Here is a 17,705-nt window from a genome sequence, read left to right as displayed (position 1 = left end):
AACGACTAGGTCGCCACCACGTCCGCAACCACTCCGGGCACCACGTCGGCGACCACGCACACCACGTTGTCCGGGCCGCCGTTCGCGTTGGCCAGGTCCACCAGCCGGCGGGTCGCCTCCTGCGGGTCGGGGGCCTCGCGCAGCACGTCCCGCAGGTCGTCACGGGCGACGACGGTGTGCAGGCCGTCCGAGCACAGCAGGTACCGGTCGCCGGGCACGGCGTCGTGCAGCGCCAGGTCCGGCTCCACCGCCCGGCCGTGCAGCGCCCGGACCAGCAGCGACCGCTGCGGGTGGCCGGCCGCCTCCTCCTCGGTGAGCCGGCCTTCGGCGATCAGCGACCACACGGCCGTGTGGTCGTGCGTGATCAGGAACAGGTCGCCGCCGCGCAGCAGGTACACCCGCCCGTCCCCGACGTGCACCAGACCGAGCCGCGAACCGGACAGCACCAGTGCGGTCAACGTGGTCCCGCTGCACTCCTGCTCCTGGTGCGCCGACAGGTAGTCGCCGACGGCGGTCCCGGCCCGCCGCACGGCGTCGGACAGGGCGTCGAGCAGGTCGTCCACCGGGATCGCGGTGTCCAGCGGGGCCACCGCGTCGATGGCCATCGCGCTCACCGGCCCGCCTCGCGAACCGAACCCGTCGGCCACGGCCAGCAGGCGTTCGCCCGCGTAGCCGAAGTCCTGGTCGGAGTCGCGGACGAGGCCGCGATCGGTGCGCAGCGCGTACTTCAGTGCCACGGTCATGGCAGGTTCCTCCCCTGGGTCCCGGGCCCCCGACAGCTGGGCCACGAGGAAGGCGGCGAGGTCGCGCCGGGCGGCGGTGTCGGCCTCGACCCGCGCCCAGTAGGCCCGCACCTCGGCCGCCGCCCCGGCCCGGTCCAGTGCGCACACCGACCGGATCCGGGCCAGCGGCATCCCCAGCCGGCGCAGCCACGCCACCAGGCGCGCCCGCTCCAACTGGTCCGGCGAGTAGAACCGGTAGCCCGAGCGCGGGTCCACCCGCGCCGGCGGCAGCAGCCCCAGCTCGTCGTAGAGCCGCAACGCCTTGGGCGAGAGCCGTGACGCCCGCGCGAACTCGCCGATGGTGAGCAGTTCCACTCCCCCACCCCTTCCCCGACCGGGCGCCACGCCCGGCTGCCACCACCGTGCGGCTTGCCCCGGGGTGAAGGTCAACCCTCGCCGTGCTCGATCCGGAACTGCTCGACCAGCCCCGGGTACGGGTCGTCGGTCAGCGCCTCGCCGGGTGCGAGCCCGATGCTCCACGGCACCGGGCACGGCCCGGCGTGCTCCGGGTCCGGGCAGAGCACGAGCATGAACCGCTCGACCAGCTCCCGGGCCTGTTCCTCGGTGGCGTAGACGCCGATCCGGATTTCCTGGATCTCTCGTTCCCCCATGCCGCCCACCCTAGCCGGCGGTCACCGGCAGCCAGGTGCGGGCGGCCGAGACGAGGGCCGCCACGCCGATCTCCAGCGTGGGGCTGATCACCGGGGCGTAGAGCGGCGAGTGGTTCGCGGGCAGGCCCGCGGCCATCTCGCGCAGCGTGCCGGCCGACGTCGCGCCGGCGAACGCGGCCGGGTCCGCGCCACCCAGCAGCCAGTAGACCAGCGGCACGCCGGCGGCCGTGGCGAACACGCCCACGTCCTCGCTGCCGGTCACCGGGCCGGGGTCGACCACCCGCGGGTCGGTCACCACCGAGGCGAGCGCGGTCCGGGTGCGCGCCGCCGCGGCCGGGTCGTTAACCACGGCCGGGTAGCCCGAGACGAAGGTGATCTCCGGGTCCCGGGTCGCGCCGGACGCCGCCGCCTCGGCCCGCACGATCCGCTCGATCGCGGCCAGCACCCGGTCCCGGACGGCCGGCGTGTAGGAGCGCACGCTCAGCAGCAGCTCGGCCGAGTCCGGGATGATGTTGGCGACCGTGCCCGCCTTGATCGCCCCGACCGTCACCACGGCCGTGTCCAGGCCGGAGACCTCCCGCGACACCACGGTCTGCAACCGCAGCACGGTGGCCGCCGCCATCACCACCGGGTCGACCGCCGCCTCCGGCCGCGACCCGTGCCCGCCCTCGCCGTACAGGGTCACCTTCAGGGTGTCCGCGGCGGCGAACGCCGGCCCCGGCCGCAGCCCGATCATGCCCGCCGGGATCGGCGCGACGTGCTGGCCCAGCACCACGTCCGGCGTGCCGACCCGGTCGAACAGGCCGTCGTCGACCATGCCCTGCGCGCCGCCGCCCAGCTCCTCGGCGGGCTGGAACACCGCGAGCACGGTGCCGCGCCACGTCTCACGGGAGGCCGCCAGCTCGCGGGCCGCGCCGACCAGGCAGGTCACGTGCACGTCGTGCCCGCAGGCGTGCATCACCGGGACCGAGTGGCCGTCCTTGTCCACGACGACCGTGCTGGCGTACGGGAGCCCGGTGCGCTCGGCGACCGGCAGGGCGTCCATGTCGGCGCGCAGCAGGGCGGTGGGCCCGTCGCCGTTGCGCAGCACCCCCACGACACCGGTGACACCGATCCCCTCGGTGGTCTCGAACCCGGCGGCGCGCAGTTCCCGCGCGGCGATCGCCGCCGTGCGCGTCTCGGCGAAGCCGAGTTCCGGGTGCTGGTGCAGGTCGCGGTAGAGATCATCGAGGTTCACCCGATCACTATCAGCGTGTTCCGGCCGGCCGGCAACATGTCGGACCGGCGCGGCGGTGGCCGCCGCGCCAGACGGAGCTGCACGATCCTGCGCTGGCAGTGCGACTAGCCGGCCGCAGCCGACCACTCGCGGGTGTGCACGAGGTAGCAGTACTCGTCGAGCACCTTCGCCAGCGAGCGGCCGGGACGGCCGAGTTGGGCGACCAGGTCGGGTTCGTCGGTGCCGGCCTCGGCCAGCAGCTCCACCGCCCAGGTCCGGCCCAGGGTGAGGTGCGCGACGTCCGCGGTCCCGTCGCGTGCGCCGTGCAGTTTCTGCGCGATCAGGTCGTCCCACGGCATCAAGCTGTTGGGGCGCAGGGCGAACAGCAGCTTCGCGGCGGCGGTCGGGCCGAGTGAGCGGGTGGCGGCGGCCGGGGTGGCGACCAGGTCGGCGAAGCACGCGCCGAGTTCGGCGATCTGCTCGTCGGCCAGGCCGCCGAGCCGGGTCCGCGCGGTCGGCAGCGCGGCGTGCCACCTTTCCCACCAGGCCGCGAGGGCGGTGTCGAACACCGGCGGCTCGCCGGCTTTCGGGTAGCGGATGCGGCAGCCCCACGCGTTGAGCCAGCGGTGCGCGGCCTCGCGGTGCGCGGGCAGCGCGAGGTCGATGGCCGGTGCGGTGGCGGCCAGCAGCACCGTCCACGACTTCTCCGGCTCGGTGCCGCCGCCGAAGGCGACGACCGCGGCCCGCAGGGTGCTCAGATCCGGCTTCACAACCAGGCACCCTAGCCCGGCTGTCCGCGCCGCCGATCCCGTTTCACGACAACGGTTCCACCGGCGCGGACGAACCCCGCTCAGCCCAGGGTCGGGAACGCCGCGCGCAGGTCGGCGAACAGCACGTCCTGCCGTCCGCGCCCCATGGTCGACGCCGCCGTCCACACCGCTTCGACCACAGCGGACAGCGGGTCGTCCCCGGTGGCGTGGAAGATCGCCGGGAACGCCATGGCCTGCTGGAGGAAGTTGTCGCTGGTCCCGTCGAGCGTGGTGATGACCGTCGACGGCCGGGCCGGATCGTCCATCAGCGCCTGCCACGCGGCCCGGTCGTCGTCGAACGGCGCGGGCGGCGGTCCGCCCCGGTCCAGCACGTCCAACGCCGACGCGATCCACGGCAGCCCGGCGATCCCCGCCTCCGCGTAGGCCCGGCGGACCGCCCACCGGGCGATCGCCCGCTGGTCGGGTTCCGGCGCTGCCGCGAGCGCGTCCACCAGCGGCCGGTCGTACGCCGCCAGGCCCTTGGCCGACCGGCCGCGCAACGCCCGCAGGTCGTCGGCCGGGAGCGTGCCGCCCCAGTCGCGCTTCTCCGTCTCCAGCAGGGCTTCCTCCGCCGCGCGCCGGCGTTCGGCTTCGGCGGCCCGCAGCGCTTCGGCCTTCTGCTCGGGCGTCGGCGGCGGCGGCTGTTCACTGGCGAACCGGTGCCAGTAGGCGGCCTGCTCCCCGGTGAGCCGGACGACCTCGTCGGGCGCGGGCGGGGCGGGCCAGAACTGCAGGAGGTAGCGCTCCCGCTCCGGGTCCTCCTCCAGGCCGTTCTGCTCGCGGTCCATGCCGATCGCGCTGTAGCGCACCCGGTAGTCGGTCACGGGCAGGTCCAGCGGCGCGGACCACTCCGCCGCCCAGCCGACCAGGTGCATCTCGCCGACCGGCCGGAACGGCACCTCCACGACCTCTTCCCACCCCTCGTCGAGCGGCGGCGGGCCGTCGTGCGACTCCACGACGAACCCCACCTCGCCGGTGTGGGTGCCGGTGATCAGGAACAGGTTGCCCGGCGACGCCGCCCCGCACAGGCCGTTGCGCTGCCCGCCGAAGCACTCCCCCATCTCCGGGAACCCGTCGGTGCTCTCCACCGAGAACTGCCCGTAGTGCACCCACACCTGGCCCTCGTACAGGACTCGCACGACCGCTCCCCCTTCGTCGTGCCCCAGGTTAGCCAGTCCGGTCCGGCTCGTCCGGCGTCCACGGACCTTGCAGCGGGACCGGCGGGACCGGCTCGTGGACCAGCGGCGTGGTCGGGGAGGTGTTGTGGTGCAGGCGGAACACGTCGAACCGGTTGTAGTGGCCGATGATGTCGTGCATCTGCTTGGGCTGGATGCAGCGGGCCAGGTCGATCTCGGCGTAGACGATGCCCTCGTCGTCGACCAGCGGTTCGGTGACCGGGTTGCCGTCCGGGCCGAAGATCCCGGACAGGGCGCTGTTCGGCCGGCGCATCCGGCGCGCGGTCTCCGCGTCGTCGCCGGCCGCGACCTCGATCATCTCCTCGGTGATCGTGGAGCAGGCCACGACGGAGAACACCTTGCCCTCGAACGCGTGCGCGGCGGTGCGGATCGCGATGGCCTGGGCCATGTCGTAGTCGGCGGGGGCGACCGGCAGCGCGATGTAGTTCGCCGCGTGCACCAGCTCCCCTTGCGCCAGCAGGGAGAACCGGGCCAGCGTGTTGGTGTTCTCGCCGCACGCCAGCACGCCGAGCGGGCCGATCGGGGTCCGGTGCACGACGACGGTGCTGCCGTCGCCCGGTGTCCAGGTGAGCTTCTCCGCCCACGTCGGCACGAGCTTGCGGTGCCGGCCGATCAGCGAACCGTCCGGGCCGATGGTGAGCACGGTGTTGTAGAGCACGCCCAGGCTGTGCCGGCCGCGCTCGTTGACGCCGATCACGACCGTCGTGCCGGTGGCGGCAGCGGCGGCGCGCAGCGTGTCGACGTGCGGTCCGGGCACGTCGATCGACGCGCGGTAGAGCCGTTCGTACAGCGGGGACCCGGCGACCGGGTTCATCGTCCAGTTCCAGTACGGGTATCCGGCGACGAACACCTCCGGGAACACCACGAGTTCCGCGCCCCGCCCGGCGGCCTCGTGGATGATCGACGCGGCCTTGGCCGCGGTGGCGGCCGGGTCGAGGTAGACCGGGGCGGCCTGGACCGCGGCGGCCGTGAAGCACGGGAAGTCGTCCATGGTTCTCTCCTGCCTGAGACGTCCCTAGCGGCCGGGCAGCCAGCGCTGGTGCACGGGTTCGGGTTCGGCGGGGCGCAGCGCGAGCGAGGGCCGGGCCCGGCCCGCCGAGGGCGGTTTCGCCCGGCCGGCGGCGTGCATCGGCGGCCAGGGCGCGCCGGGGCCGGTGTAGTCGAGGTCGGCGGCGGCGTGCAGGGTCCACGCCGGGTCGTGCAGGTGGGCGCGGCCGACGGCGACCAGGTCCGCCCGTCCGGCCAGCAGCACCGAGTTGGCGTCGTCGTAGCCGGAGATGCCGCCGACCGCGATCGTCGCGACGCCCGTGGCGGAGCGGATCCGCGCGGCGAACGGGGTCTGGTAGCCGCGCCCGTACGCGGGCCGCTCGTGCGGCACGACCTCGCCGCTGGACACGTCCACCGCGTCCACGCCGTGCTCGGCGAACGCGGCGGCGACGCGCACCGCGTCCTCGACGGTCGTCCCGCCGGGTGCCCAGTCGCAGGCGGAGATCCTGGCCAGCAGCGGTTTGCGCCACACCGCGCGGACGGCGTCGAGCACGGCGAGCGGGAACGCGAGCCGCCCGTCGAGGCCGCCGCCGTAGCGGTCGGTGCGCTGGTTGGTCAGCGGGGAGAGGAACGTCGAGAGCAGGAACCCGTGCCCCGCCTGGATCTCCAGCACGTCGAACCCGGCCGCGTCGGCCCGTGCGGCGGCCGCCGCGAACTCCTCGGCCAGCACGTGCAGTTCGCGTTCGGTCAGCTCGCGCGGTGCGGGCAGCCCCCGGTAGGCCAGCGGCGACGGCCCGACGGTCTCCCACCCGTCCGCCAGCGGTCCGCCCAACGACCCGGTGGTGGGCACGGCGGTCGACCCCTTGCGGCCGCCGTGGTTGAGCTGCACGCCGATCAGCGCCCCGCTGAGCTCGTGCACGGCGTCGGTGACGCGCCGCCAGGCGGCCACCTGCTCGTCGGTGTAGAGCCCGGGGCAGGCCGGCGTCACCCGGCCGGCGGCGCTGACCGCCGTCATGCCGGCGAGCACCAACCCGCTGCCGCCCAACGCCTTCCCGGCCACGTGCAGCAGTTCCGCGTCGCCCGGCACGCCGTCGGCGGCGTGGTAGAGCGCGACCGGCGCGGACACCACCCGGTTGCGCAGGGTCAGCCCGCCCAGCGCGAACGGCTGGAACAGCGGCGGGGTCGGCACGTCCTGGCCGGTGTCGAACCAGCGGTCGAGGGCGGCGATGTAGTCGGGGTCGCGCAGCCGGAGGTTGTCGTAGGTGACCCGGCGGCTGCGGGTGAGCAGGTTGAACGCGAACTGGTCGGGTTCCTGGCCCACGGCGTGGTCGATGGTCTCGAACCACTCCAGGCTGGCCTGCGCGGCACGCTGGGTGGACTCCACGACCGGGCGGCGCTCGGCCTCGTAGCGCTCCAGCGCGGCCCCGGTCCCGGCGGTGTGCTCCAGCGCGGCGGCCAGCGCCAGGGCGTCCTCCATGGCGAGCTTGGTGCCCGAGCCGATGGAGAAGTGGGCGGTGTGCGCGGCGTCGCCGAGCAGCACCAGGTTGTCGTGCCGCCAGGTCGCGTTGCGCACGGTGGTGAACCGGACCCACTTGGAGTTGTTGGTCAGCAGCGCGTGCCCGTCGAGGAAGTCGCCGAGCAGCGCGGCGCACCGGGCCACGCTCTCCTCGTCGCTGCGCCCCGGCGGCAGGTCCCGGCCGAGCCCGGCGAAACCGGCGGCGCGCCAGGTGCCCTCGGTCAGCTCGACGATGACCGTGCTGCGGTCGGCGCTGAACGGGTAGGCGTGCACCTGCACCGGGCCGTGCCCGGTCTCGCGCACCAGGAACGTGAACGCCTCCAGCACGCGGTCGGTGGCCAGCCACATGTACCGGCAGTGGCGCTCGTCCAGCGACGGCCGGAACACGTCGGCGTACTTGGCGCGGGTCGCCGAGTTCACGCCGTCGGCCGCCACCACCAGGTCGTGGTCGCGGCGCAGCGCGTCGACGTCCGGCGCGAGGGTGGAGAACCGCAGGTCCACGCCGAGTTCGGCGCAGCGCCGGCGGAGCAGCTGGAGCAGCCGCTTGCGCTCGATCGCGGCGAACCCGTGGCCGCCGGAGGTCCGCACCACGCCCCGGTAGTGGACGTCGATGTCGCTCCAGCGCGCGAACTCGGCTTCCATGGCGGCGGCGATGACCGGGTCGGCGCCGGCGATGCCGTCCAGCGTCTCGTCGGAGAACACGACGCCGAAGCCGAACGTGTCGTCGGCCGCGTTGCGCTCCCACACGGTGATCTCCCGCGTCGGGTCCAGCCGCTTGGCCAGCGCCGCGAAGTACAGCCCGCCGGGGCCGCCGCCGATGACCGCGATCCTCATCGGCGGCCCGCTTCCACGGGGCCCGCCAGGGCGGAGCGCACGTCGTCGGGCCACGGCGTCGCGCCGGGCGCGTCGGGTTCGACGTGGGCGATCACCAGCGTGCCGTCGGCCGCCATGCCGGACTCGCCGTGCACGGTGAACTCGTAGTGCAGCGAGGTCCGGCCGACGCGGACGACGGCCAGCCGGGCGCGGACGGTCTCGCCGAACCACAGCCGGGACCGGTAGTTCACCTCGTGCCGCACCCGCGGCGAGCGCCCGAACAGGCGGGCCAGGCCCAGGCCGCGCAGCAGTTCCGCCTCGGCGTGCTCCACCCAGCGCAGGATCGCGGAGTGGTGCTGGTGGCCGGCGGCGTCGGTGTCGTGCCACTCGACGCGGCGCTCGATCGTCACCTCGGGCCGGAGATCCGGTGTCGCCATGGCTGCTCCTCCAGGACTCTTGACACCGCGAACCGTATTGCGGAATGTTGACGCTCGTCAAGACAACGAGATATCGCTCAGAGTGGCGAGGAGCTGCCATGACGACCTACAGCGATGACGTGCTTGGCCGCGCTCGCGTGACCGACACCGCCGACCTGCACGCCTACTACGACAAGCTGGAGCGCCTCGACGCCGGCGCGCTGTGGACCATCGCGAACAAGATCGAGCCGTGGTACCCGCAGCCGCAGTCCGTGCCGGTGAAGTGGAGCTACCAGGAGCTGCGCCCGCTGGTGCTGGAAGCGCTGCGGCTGGTCAGCGGCGACGACGCGGGCCGCCGCGTGGTCGCGCTGTACAACCCGCAGCGCCGCGACATCGCCGCGACCGTGGGCCTGCTCTACAGCGGTCTGCAGATCATGGGGCCCGGCGAGTCGATGACCGCGCACCGGCACCAGGCCGCCGCGCTCCGGTTCGTGATCGAGGGCACCGGCGCGTGGACGATCGTCGACGGCCAGAAGCTCAAGGTCGGGCCGCGGGACTTCGCGATCACGCCCAACTGGACCTGGCACGAGCACGGCAACGAGGGCACCGAGGGCACCGACGGGCCGGTCATCTGGCAGGACGGCCTGGACATCCCGCTGGTCAACGCCCTGGACGCGCCGTTCTACGAGGTGCACCCGGACATCTACCAGAAGCAGGAGGGGATCACGAACTCCTCCCTGCACGTCTACGGCGCGGGCCAGCTGCGACCGTTCGGCGACACGTGGCACAAGAACCACTCGCCGCTGCTCGCCTACCCGTGGGAGACCACCTACGAGGCGCTGCTCAACGCCGCCAAGGCCACCGACGGCTCCCCGTACGACGGCATCATCATGGAGTACAGCAACCCGCTGACCGGCGGCTCGGTCATGCCGACCATGAGCGCCCACATGCAGCTGCTGCGGGCGGGCGAGTCGACGCTGGCGCACCGCCAGGTCGGCTCCAAGATCTACACCGCGGCCAAGGGCAGCGGCACCTCGATCGTGGCCGGGCAGCGCATCGACTGGACCGAGGGCGACATCTTCTGCGTCCCGTCCTGGGCGTGGCACGAGCACGCCAACGCCAGCCGGTCCGACGACGCCTGCCTGTTCTCGTTCAACGACTTCCCGGTCATGCGGGCCCTCGGGTTCTTCCGCGAAGAGGCCTACCAGGACAACGACGGCCACCAGCCGGTCGCCTGAGCACCCCCACCAGAGACGTTCCAGGACGGACACCCCCATGCTGCTGGTCACCTTCTCCACCGACGGCGGGCCGCACCGCCTCGGCGTACAGCGGGAGTCCGACGTCGTCGACGTCGGCGCGCTCGCCGCCGCCCGGTCCGCGCCCGACCCCGGCGGGCTGCTCGACGTCGTGCGCCAGGACGCGGCCGGCGCCGTCGCGGCCCTGCTCGACGGGCCGGTCCCGGCCGCCGCCACGCACCCGCTCGACGCCGTGGCGCTGCACGCCCCGCTGCGCCCCGGCAAGATCGTCGCGGTCGGCCTCAACTACACCGAGCACGTCGCCGAGTCGGCCCGCGCGCTGGACACCGCCCAGGAACTGCCGCAGCGGCCGGTGCTGTTCGCCAAGCCCGCCACCGCCGTGATCGGCCCCGAAGAGGCGATCGAGCACAACGGCCACCTCACCCAGCAGCTCGACTGGGAGTGCGAACTGGCCGTGGTGATCGGCAGGACCGCCAAGCGCGTCCCGGCCGAACGCGCGCTGGAGCACGTGTTCGGCTACAGCGTGCTCAACGACATCAGCGCGCGCGACCAGCGCCGGGGCGGGCTGTGGTTCTTCTCCAAGGGCCAGGACACCTACGCGCCGTTCGGCCCGGCCCTGCGCACCGCCGACGAGATCCCCGACCCGCACGCGCTGGAGCTGTCGTTGAAGGTCAACGGCGAGGTGCGGCAGAAGTCCAGCACGAAGTACATGCTGTTCCGGATCCCCGAGCTGATCGCCGACATCAGCGCCGGCATCACGCTGGAACCGGGCGACGTGATCGCCACCGGCACGCCCGCCGGCGTCGGCGCGGGGCGCACGCCGCAGGTGTGGCTGTGGCCCGGCGACGTGGTGGAGGCGACCGTCGAGCGGATCGGCACGCTGCGCAACCCGGTGGTGGACGTCCGATGAGGACCTTCCGGATCGGCCAGATCGTGCCGAGCTCCAACGTGACCATGGAAACCGAGATCCCGGCCATCTTCCGGGCGCGCGAGGCCGTCGCGCCCGAGCGGTTCACCTTCCACTCCAGCCGGATGCGCATGAAGCACGTGCGCGAGGAGGAGCTGGCCGCGATGGACGCCGACTCGGGGCGCTGCGCCGCCGAGTTGTCCGACGCGCGGGTGGACGTGCTCGGCTACGCGTGCCTGGTCGCGATCATGAGCCTCGGCCGGGGCTACCACCGCACCTCCGAGCGCAACCTGGCCGCGATCGCCGCCGAGAACGGCGCGCCGGCACCGGTCGTGACCAGCGCCGGAGCCCTGGTCACCGCGCTGCACCTGATCGGCGCGCGGTCCATCACGGTGGTCTGCCCGTACCTCAAGCCGCTCACCGAGACCGTGGTCGGCTACATCCGCGACGAAGGTGTCGAGGTCGCCGACTACACCGCGCTGGAGATCCCGGACAACCTCGACGTCGCCGCGCACGACCCGAAGAACCTCGTCGGCATCGCCGCCGCGCTCGACCACCGGGACGCCGACGCGATCGTGCTCTCGGCGTGCGTGCAGATGCCGTCGCTGGAAACCGTCGAGATCGTGGAGCAGGAGCTCGGCAAACCGGTGCTCTCCGCCTCGATCGCGACCGCCCACCAGCTCATGCGCGCGCTCGACCTGCCCGCCCACGCCCCCGGCGCGGGCACGCTGCTCGCCGGCGGCTACGCCGACGCGCCCCGGCTGTCCTGACGTACCCTCCCGCTCAGCGTCCCGACACTCCGGAAAGGAGTGCTGCCGATGCACAGATCCGCCCACGTCGACACGTTCTGCCGGGATCACCTGCCGCCGCCCGCGCAGCAGCCGGACTTCGTGTTCGACCTCCCCGAACTGCACTACCCGGACCGGCTCAACTGCGCGGTGGCCCTGCTCGACGGCGCGATCGCCCGCTTCGGCGCGGACCGCCCGTGCCTGCGCACCACCGACGAGACCTGGACCTACGGCGAGCTCGACGCGCGCAGCAGCCGGATCGCGCACGTGCTGGTCGACGAGTTCGGCCTGCGCCCCGGCAACCGGGTGATGCTGCGCGGCCCCAACAACCCGTGGACGGTCGCCGCGTGGCTGGCCGTGGTGAAGGCGGGCGGGGTCGCGGTCACGGTCATGCCGCTGCTGCGGGCCAAGGAGATCGCCGAACTGGTCGCGCTGACCGCGACCGGGCTGGTGCTGTCCGACCACCGGTTCGCCACCGACCTGCCCGACGGCGTGCCCAGCCTGCTCTACGGCGGCGACGGGCCGGACGACCTGGTCGCGCGCTGCACGGCCAAACCGGACAGCTTCGCGAGCGTCGACACGGCCGCCGACGACGTGGCGCTGCTCGCGCCCACCTCCGGCACGACCGGCCGGCCCAAGGCCACCATGCACTACCACCGCGACGTGCTGGCGTGCGCCGACACGTTCGCCCGGCACGTGCTCAAGCCCGAGCCGGACGACGTGTTCACCGGCACGCCGCCGATCGGCTTCACGTTCGGGCTGGGCGGGCTGGTGGTGTTCCCGATGCGGTTCGGCGCGTCGACGTTCCTGGTAGAGCGGGCCACGCCCGAGGAGCTGGCCGACACCGTCGCCGCGCACGGCGTGACCGTGCTGTTCACCGCGCCCACCGCGTACAAGGCGATGCTCGCCGCCGGGAAGGCCCGCGAGTTGGCCGGGCTGCGGCGCTGCGTGTCGGCGGGCGAGCACCTGCCACCGTCCACCTGGGAGCACTTCCGCCGGGAGACCGGGCTGCGGATCATCAACGGCATCGGCGGCACCGAGCTGCTGCACATCTTCATCTCCGCCGCCGACGACGACATCCGGCCCGGCGCGACCGGCAAGGCCGTGCCCGGGTTCCGGGCCGCCGTGCTGGACGAGGACGGCAACCCCGCGCCCGACGGCGTGCCCGGCCGGCTCGCGGTGAAGGGGCCCACCGGGTGCCGGTACCTGGCCGACCCGCGCCAGCTCGACTACGTGCGCGACGGCTGGAACCTGACCGGGGACACCTACGTCCGCGACGCCGACGGCTACTTCTGGTTCCAGGCCCGCAACGACGACATGATCATCTCCTCGGGCTACAACATCGCCGGGCCGGAGGTGGAGGCGGCGCTGCTGGACCACCCGGACGTCGCCGAGACCGCCGTGGTCGGCGCGCCCGATCCCGACCGGGGCGCGATCGCGCACGCGTTCGTCGTGCTGCGGGCGGGCGCGCCGGCCGACCCGGCGAAGGCCGCCGAGCTCCAGGCGTTCGTGAAGTCGGTGATCGCGCCGTACAAGTACCCGCGGCGCGTCGAGTTCGTGGCCGAGCTGCCCAAGACGCCGAGCGGGAAGGTGCAGCGGTTCAAGCTGCGCGCGCAGGTCCGGGAGCGGTCGCCGGGCGCGATCACCGCCGGTGACGCACTGATACCGTGACGCCGTGACGACGGGATCGGGCGAGGCCGGGTTCGCCGACGGCGAGAGCTACGCGAAGGCGGCCCAGCCCCGGCAGTTCATCGTGACGCTCTACGGCCTGTTCTCCCGTGACCACGGCGGGTGGCTGTCGGTCGCCTCGGTGGTCGGCCTGCTCGGCCTGCTCGACATCGACGAGGCCGCGGTCCGGTCGTCGATCTCCCGGCTCAAGCGGCGGGACGTGCTGCTGGCGCAGCGCCGCGACGGCGCGGCCGGGTACGCCCTGTCGCCCGGCGGTCTGGCCATCCTGGACGAAGGCGACCACCGGATCTTCCGGCGCAAGCGGGCGACGCCGGCCGACGGCTGGCTGCTCGCGGTGTTCTCGGTGCCCGAGTCCGAGCGGCACAAGCGGCACCTGCTGCGCTCCCAGCTGAGCAGGCTGGGGTTCGGCACCGCCGCGCCGGGAGTGTGGATCGCGCCCGCGCACCTGCACGAGCCGACCGCCGACATCCTGCGCAGCCAGGACCTGCACGGCTACGCCGATTTGTTCCGCGCCGACCACCTGGCGTTCGGCGACCTGGCCGGCAAGGTCCGCCGGTGGTGGGACCTCGACCAGCTGGAGGGGCTGTACTCGGCGTTCCTGACCGAGCACGGCCCCTCGCTGCGGCGGTGGCGCGACCTGCCCGCGCGGGACGCGTCGGCCCCGGGCGGGCCGGCGGTGGACGAGCGGGCCGCGTTCGCCGACTACGTCCGGCTGCTCACCGACTGGCGGCGACTGCCCTACCTCGACCCCGGCCTGCCCGAGGAGCTGCTGCCGCCGGAGTGGATCGGCATCCGCGCCGCGGACCTGTTCTTCAGCCTCCAGGACCGGCTGGAGGGGCCCGCCCGCGCGTTCGGCGAGCGCACGGTCTCCGGCTGAGCCTCAGCCCGTGCCCCGGTCCGTCGTGGAACGGCGGCGCAGTGCTCGGTAGACCGTCCACACCAGATCGATCAGCAGGACGATCGCCCAGAACCGGCCCGCGCCGTAGACGAACGCCGCCACGCCGTCACGCGGGACCTGGCCGAGCAGCACCGTGCCGAGGTCGCGGGTGACCAGGTCGCGCACCCACGACAAGTCGTAGAACGCCAACCCGGCCTGCGTCGCCGCGAACAGGACCGCGTGCACCGCCAGGTCGGCCCACAGCTTGGCGGGCTCGTCCTTCGCCCCACCGACCTCGTCCACCGCCGTTCCGGGTTCGTCCTTCGCCACGCCGGGTTCGTCCGCCGACGTGTCCCCGGTGTCCTGTTCGACCGGACCGGACGCGGGCTCGTCGTCGTTGTTCTCGGCCGGTGGCGGAAACTCGGTGACGCCGAGCCGGCGCACCGCGCGGGGCACGACGACCGCGCCCGCCAGGATCAGCCCTGCCGCCACCAGGCACGCCACCGCCCAGTTCGCGCCGTCGTACAGCGCCCCCGCCACCAGGCTGCCGACCAGCGCGCCGACCAGGCACGCCGACTCGTAGACACCCATGCCGCGCCCGACCTGGTCGCCCGACGCCTCGGCGATCACGGCCTGCTGGACCGGTATCACCGCCGCCCACGCCAGCCCGCTGAGCACCCACAGCCCGGCGATCACGTACGGGCTCGGCGCCCAGGCGAGGCTCACCGCGAACGCGCAACTGGCCAGCGACGCGGCCGTCAGCACCCGGGACCGCCCGAACCGGACCACGTACCGGTGCAGGTACCCCGCCGCGACGCTCATCGCGATGGCCCCGGGCAGGAACACGTACGCGATCTGGACGACCTCCAGGCCGAACCCGCGTTGCAGGTGCAGCAGCAACAGCAGCGAGACGGCGGCCTCGGCGGCCATGGTCATCGCCACCGCGAACAGCATCGGCCGCAGCCGCCGGCCGACCGCGCCCAGTCCCCCGGCCACCGGCGCGCCGACCCGTCCGGGGCGTTTCGGCGCGGCCAGCAGCAGCCCGGCGGCCAGCAGGCACGCCGCCGCGCACAGCCAGAACAGCCCGCCGAACCCGATCACGCCGAGCAGCGTCAGCCCGGCCACGAACGCGACCCACGAGCCGGTCTCCTCGGCGGAGAGCAGCCTCGGGAACACCCCGGAGTCCTCGTCCAGCCGCTCGCTGACCATCGCGCGCACGCTGACCCAGAGCAGCGCGCCGCCCGCGCCGCCGACCGCCGCCGCCCCGTAGGCCATGGCCACCTCGCCCGCCACCGCGTACCCGGCGCACGACACCGCGTACAGCAACGCGCCCAGCGCCGCCACGTACCTCCGCTCGTACCGGTCGGCGAGCACCCCGGCGACCGGCCGGACCAGCACCGACACCGCCATCTCCACGGCCGTGAGCACCCCGACCTCGGTGGCGCTGAGGCCGAGCGCGGCCCCTGCCCACAGCGGCAGCACGAAGTCGATCAGCTCGTTGGGCCCGTTGGTCAACGTGGCCGCCCACAGCGCCTGCCGCTCCCGCCGGCGGCGCACCACCCCCGCAGTCACCTCTCGCCCCCCAAACTCCGAACACCGTTCGACCTACTCCGAACGGTATACTGAGTTTCGCCATGAACGCAAAGAACCAGGCCCTCCAGCTGCTGTGGGGCGACCGCCGGCGGCCCAGTCGCGGCCCGCAGCGCGGCCTGTCCATGGACCGGATCGTCGCGGTGGCGATCGAGGTCGCCGAGACCGAGGGCCTGGCCGCGCTGTCCATGCGCCGGGTCGCGACCGCCCTCGGCGTCGGCACCGCGTCGCTCTACACCTACCTGCCCGGCAAGGCCGAGCTCGAAGCCCTGATGCTCGACGCGATCGGCGCGCAGGACCCGCTGCCCGACGACTGGCCGGGCGACTGGCGCGCGAAGCTCGAAGCCTGGGCGCGCGCCGACTGGGTCGCGTTCCGGGCGCACCCGTGGACCCTGCGGTTGGTGAGCACGGTGGCCGCGCCGGGCCCGAACATGCTGCGGTGGATGGACTCCGCGCTGGCCGTGCTGGCGGACACCGGGCTGACCGAGGCCGAGAAGATGGCCGTGATCGAGTCGGTCGACGCCTACGTGCGCGGCCTGGCGCGCCAGCGCACCGAGGACGAGCAGGACGGGTCCCGGTCACCCGACCAGACCGCCGAGCGCAACCGCGTGCTGGGCGAACTGGTCGACTTCACCCAGTACCCGAGCCTGCTGCGGGTGCTCCAAGCGGGCGTGGCCCCGTGGTCGGGCGACCAGTTCGAGTTCGGCCTGCAACGCCTCCTGGACGGCATCCAGACCCTGGTCGAGTCCCGCGCGAACCGCACACCGGACTGACCCCCGAACCCCGGCCCCTCAGCGCCGATCTTCAGCACCCGATCCTCAGCGACCGATCCTCAGCGACCGATCCTCAGCGACCGATCTTCAGCGACCGATCTTCAGCGACCGATCTTCAGCGACCGAGCGCGGCGCGGACCCGGCCGACCACGGCGCTCTCCGCCCGGCCCACATCGCCGTCCGCCGACGCGACCCGCTCGCACATCGTGACGACGGCGAGCGCGAACGCGTCGGCCTCGTCCGGGGACTGGGCGGCCAGGAACGCCATGGACCCGCGCAACGCCGCGAGCACGCCGGCCTCCACGTCCTCGATCGAGCCCTGGGGCAGTTCCGGCGCACCCGAGTCGACGGCGTCGCGCACCCGTGGCGGCAGGGCGGCCATCGCCCTGATGCCGGCGTGGCTCTCCTCGTCCAGCGCGCCCTCCTCGGCCACCGACACGAGCACCATCGCCCCGTAGACGGCCGTGCGCAGAGTCCGGCTCTCCTGGTCGGTGTATCCGCTCATGGAACAACCCTACGTTCCGGATGATCACCGCCCGGCACGCGGGCGGCGGCCGGCCTGGAAGGAGTGCCGCCTGCGCTCAGCGCGCCCGCGCGAGCAGCTCGGAGACCGTCGCGAACCGGTAGCCGCGGTCGCGCAGGAGGTCGATGATCGGGCCGATCGCGTCCCGGGTCACGCCACGACCGGCGTACATGCCGTGCAGCAGCACGATCGACCCCGGCCGCACCTGCTCCACGGTCCGGCGGGCCAGCTCGTCGGCGCTGGCCGGCTGGTCGGGTCCCGAGTCGGTCTCCACGTCCCAGGTGACGGTCCGGCGGCCATGCTCGGCGAGGTAGCGCGGGAGGGCGATCAGCTTCTTGCCGTGCGGCGGGCGGAAGGTGATCGGGCCGGTGTAGCCGGTGGAGCGGATCAGCGAATCGGTCTCCTCCACCTCCTCGGCCACCCACCCCGGCGTCACGAACACCATCCGCTCGTGCGAGTACGAGTGGTTGCCGATCTCGTGGCCCGCCTCGGCCACCGCCCGGCCGAGTTCCGGGTGCGCGGAGAGCTCCCGGCCGGTCAGGTAGAACGTGCCGCGCACGTCCTTGGCCGCCAGCACCGCCAGCATCGGCCGGGTGCCCGCCGGGTCCGGTCCGTCGTCGAAGGTCAGCGCGACCACCTTCGCATCGGTCTCCACGCGGTGGGTGATCTCGCCGAACAGCTGGAACGACCGCGCGTTGACCACCACCGTCAGCCCCACCGCGCCCACCGGCACCAGGACGGCCACCACGAGCAGGGCCACCGCCCACCGACGGGCCTTCGGGGTGCGCGGGAACAGTCGCATCGAGCCATCCTGGCGGATCACGGTCCGTGGCCGGCGCGGGTCCAGCGCGGGTCCGACGCGGGTCCGGCGCGGGTCTGGCGCAGGTCTGGCGCAGGTCTGGCGCAGGTCTGGCGCAGGTCTGGCGCGGGTCGGGCGCGCACAAACGTTCAAGACG

General features: G+C 73.7%; 17 protein-coding genes. 6 read left to right on the top strand and 11 right to left on the bottom strand.

Going from position 1 to position 17,705, the window contains the following annotated elements; all coding sequences use genetic code 11:
* Nucleotides 1–5 precede the first annotated feature (5 nt).
* From BN6_RS19695 to BN6_RS19660, 8 genes are all read right to left on the bottom strand, one after another.
* Entirely contained in the window at nucleotides 6–1,097 is a 1,092-nt protein-coding gene (locus BN6_RS19695) for a MerR family transcriptional regulator (protein WP_015101468.1), read from the bottom strand.
* A gap of 71 nt (nucleotides 1,098–1,168) precedes the next feature.
* Nucleotides 1,169–1,393 (bottom strand): hypothetical protein, encoded by a 225-nt coding sequence (locus BN6_RS19690; RefSeq protein ID WP_015101467.1) that lies wholly within the window; start codon nucleotides 1,391–1,393, stop codon nucleotides 1,169–1,171.
* A gap of 10 nt (nucleotides 1,394–1,403) precedes the next feature.
* Nucleotides 1,404–2,630, bottom strand: coding sequence for an amidohydrolase (locus tag BN6_RS19685; RefSeq protein WP_015101466.1), 1,227 nt, complete (start codon nucleotides 2,628–2,630; stop codon nucleotides 1,404–1,406).
* Between the two features lie 104 nt (nucleotides 2,631–2,734).
* Nucleotides 2,735–3,379, bottom strand: coding sequence for a hypothetical protein (locus BN6_RS19680; protein WP_015101465.1), 645 nt, complete (start codon nucleotides 3,377–3,379; stop codon nucleotides 2,735–2,737).
* An 80-nt stretch (nucleotides 3,380–3,459) separates the two neighbouring features.
* Entirely contained in the window at nucleotides 3,460–4,557 is a 1,098-nt protein-coding gene (locus BN6_RS19675; RefSeq protein WP_015101464.1) for a hypothetical protein, read from the bottom strand.
* A gap of 28 nt (nucleotides 4,558–4,585) precedes the next feature.
* A complete protein-coding gene (locus tag BN6_RS19670) occupies nucleotides 4,586–5,605 on the bottom strand; it encodes a carbon-nitrogen hydrolase family protein (protein WP_015101463.1) in 1,020 nt (339 codons plus the stop codon).
* A gap of 24 nt (nucleotides 5,606–5,629) precedes the next feature.
* Nucleotides 5,630–7,951: an oxidoreductase gene (locus tag BN6_RS19665; protein WP_015101462.1), complete on the bottom strand. Its 2,322-nt coding sequence runs from the start codon at nucleotides 7,949–7,951 to the stop codon at nucleotides 5,630–5,632.
* A complete protein-coding gene (locus BN6_RS19660; RefSeq protein WP_015101461.1) occupies nucleotides 7,948–8,367 on the bottom strand; it encodes an acyl-CoA thioesterase in 420 nt (139 codons plus the stop codon). Before BN6_RS19660 ends, BN6_RS19665 begins: the two co-directional genes overlap by 4 nt.
* A 98-nt stretch (nucleotides 8,368–8,465) precedes the next feature.
* On the opposite strand from BN6_RS19660, the gene BN6_RS19655 reads away from it, so the two are divergent.
* Genes BN6_RS19655 through BN6_RS19635 form a run of 5 tightly spaced genes read left to right on the top strand, consistent with a single transcriptional unit; the run spans nucleotide 8,466 to nucleotide 13,863 of the window.
* Nucleotides 8,466–9,584 (top strand): cupin domain-containing protein, encoded by a 1,119-nt coding sequence (locus BN6_RS19655; protein ID WP_015101460.1) that lies wholly within the window; start codon nucleotides 8,466–8,468, stop codon nucleotides 9,582–9,584.
* Between the two features lie 37 nt (nucleotides 9,585–9,621).
* Nucleotides 9,622–10,512, top strand: a complete 891-nt coding sequence (locus BN6_RS19650) for a fumarylacetoacetate hydrolase family protein (protein WP_015101459.1) — start codon at nucleotides 9,622–9,624, stop codon at nucleotides 10,510–10,512.
* Nucleotides 10,509–11,279 (top strand): maleate cis-trans isomerase family protein, encoded by a 771-nt coding sequence (locus BN6_RS19645; protein ID WP_015101458.1) that lies wholly within the window; start codon nucleotides 10,509–10,511, stop codon nucleotides 11,277–11,279. Before BN6_RS19650 ends, BN6_RS19645 begins: the two co-directional genes overlap by 4 nt.
* 48 nt (nucleotides 11,280–11,327) lie before the next feature.
* The gene (locus BN6_RS19640; protein ID WP_015101457.1) at nucleotides 11,328–12,968 is read left to right on the top strand and encodes an AMP-binding protein; all 1,641 of its coding nucleotides are present in this window, start codon (nucleotides 11,328–11,330) and stop codon (nucleotides 12,966–12,968) included.
* A 4-nt stretch (nucleotides 12,969–12,972) separates the two neighbouring features.
* Nucleotides 12,973–13,863 (top strand): PaaX family transcriptional regulator, encoded by an 891-nt coding sequence (locus tag BN6_RS19635; protein WP_015101456.1) that lies wholly within the window; start codon nucleotides 12,973–12,975, stop codon nucleotides 13,861–13,863.
* A gap of 3 nt (nucleotides 13,864–13,866) precedes the next feature.
* On the opposite strand, the gene BN6_RS19630 is transcribed toward BN6_RS19635, so the two are convergent.
* Nucleotides 13,867–15,435: an MFS transporter gene (locus tag BN6_RS19630; protein WP_015101455.1), complete on the bottom strand. Its 1,569-nt coding sequence runs from the start codon at nucleotides 15,433–15,435 to the stop codon at nucleotides 13,867–13,869.
* Nucleotides 15,436–15,497: 62 nt separating this feature from the next.
* Between BN6_RS19630 and BN6_RS19625 the strand changes: the two genes are divergently transcribed.
* Nucleotides 15,498–16,226: a TetR/AcrR family transcriptional regulator gene (locus tag BN6_RS19625; RefSeq protein WP_015101454.1), complete on the top strand. Its 729-nt coding sequence runs from the start codon at nucleotides 15,498–15,500 to the stop codon at nucleotides 16,224–16,226.
* Nucleotides 16,227–16,341: 115 nt separating this feature from the next.
* Here the strand turns inward: BN6_RS19625 and BN6_RS19620 are convergent, their stop codons facing one another.
* Together BN6_RS19620 and BN6_RS19615 are read right to left on the bottom strand one after the other, a co-directional pair.
* A complete protein-coding gene (locus BN6_RS19620) occupies nucleotides 16,342–16,731 on the bottom strand; it encodes a hypothetical protein (RefSeq protein WP_015101453.1) in 390 nt (129 codons plus the stop codon).
* 76 nt (nucleotides 16,732–16,807) lie between these two features.
* Nucleotides 16,808–17,551: a polysaccharide deacetylase family protein gene (locus BN6_RS19615; protein WP_015101452.1), complete on the bottom strand. Its 744-nt coding sequence runs from the start codon at nucleotides 17,549–17,551 to the stop codon at nucleotides 16,808–16,810.
* Nucleotides 17,552–17,705 lie beyond the last annotated feature (154 nt).

This window comes from Saccharothrix espanaensis DSM 44229 (genome assembly GCF_000328705.1).
Lineage (GTDB): Bacteria > Actinomycetota > Actinomycetes > Mycobacteriales > Pseudonocardiaceae > Actinosynnema > Actinosynnema espanaense.
The sequence above is the reverse complement of the archived record's forward strand: the minus strand, read 5'-3'. Positions and strand labels throughout refer to the sequence as shown.

Excerpts from the sequence above, each read along its gene's own strand:
- BN6_RS19665 (WP_015101462.1), bottom strand. The coding sequence starts at position 7,951 with ATGAGGATCGCGGTCATCGGCGGCGGCCCCGGCGGGCTGTACTTCGCG.
- BN6_RS19650 (WP_015101459.1), top strand. The coding sequence starts at position 9,622 with ATGCTGCTGGTCACCTTCTCCACCGACGGCGGGCCGCACCGCCTCGGC.
- BN6_RS19660 (WP_015101461.1), bottom strand. The coding sequence starts at position 8,367 with ATGGCGACACCGGATCTCCGGCCCGAGGTGACGATCGAGCGCCGCGTC.
- BN6_RS19670 (WP_015101463.1), bottom strand. The coding sequence starts at position 5,605 with ATGGACGACTTCCCGTGCTTCACGGCCGCCGCGGTCCAGGCCGCCCCG.
- BN6_RS19625 (WP_015101454.1), top strand. The coding sequence starts at position 15,498 with ATGAACGCAAAGAACCAGGCCCTCCAGCTGCTGTGGGGCGACCGCCGG.
- BN6_RS19620 (WP_015101453.1), bottom strand. The coding sequence starts at position 16,731 with ATGAGCGGATACACCGACCAGGAGAGCCGGACTCTGCGCACGGCCGTC.
- BN6_RS19690 (WP_015101467.1), bottom strand. The coding sequence starts at position 1,393 with ATGGGGGAACGAGAGATCCAGGAAATCCGGATCGGCGTCTACGCCACC.
- BN6_RS19615 (WP_015101452.1), bottom strand. The coding sequence starts at position 17,551 with ATGCGACTGTTCCCGCGCACCCCGAAGGCCCGTCGGTGGGCGGTGGCC.
- BN6_RS19640 (WP_015101457.1), top strand. The coding sequence starts at position 11,328 with ATGCACAGATCCGCCCACGTCGACACGTTCTGCCGGGATCACCTGCCG.
- BN6_RS19645 (WP_015101458.1), top strand. The coding sequence starts at position 10,509 with ATGAGGACCTTCCGGATCGGCCAGATCGTGCCGAGCTCCAACGTGACC.
- BN6_RS19655 (WP_015101460.1), top strand. The coding sequence starts at position 8,466 with ATGACGACCTACAGCGATGACGTGCTTGGCCGCGCTCGCGTGACCGAC.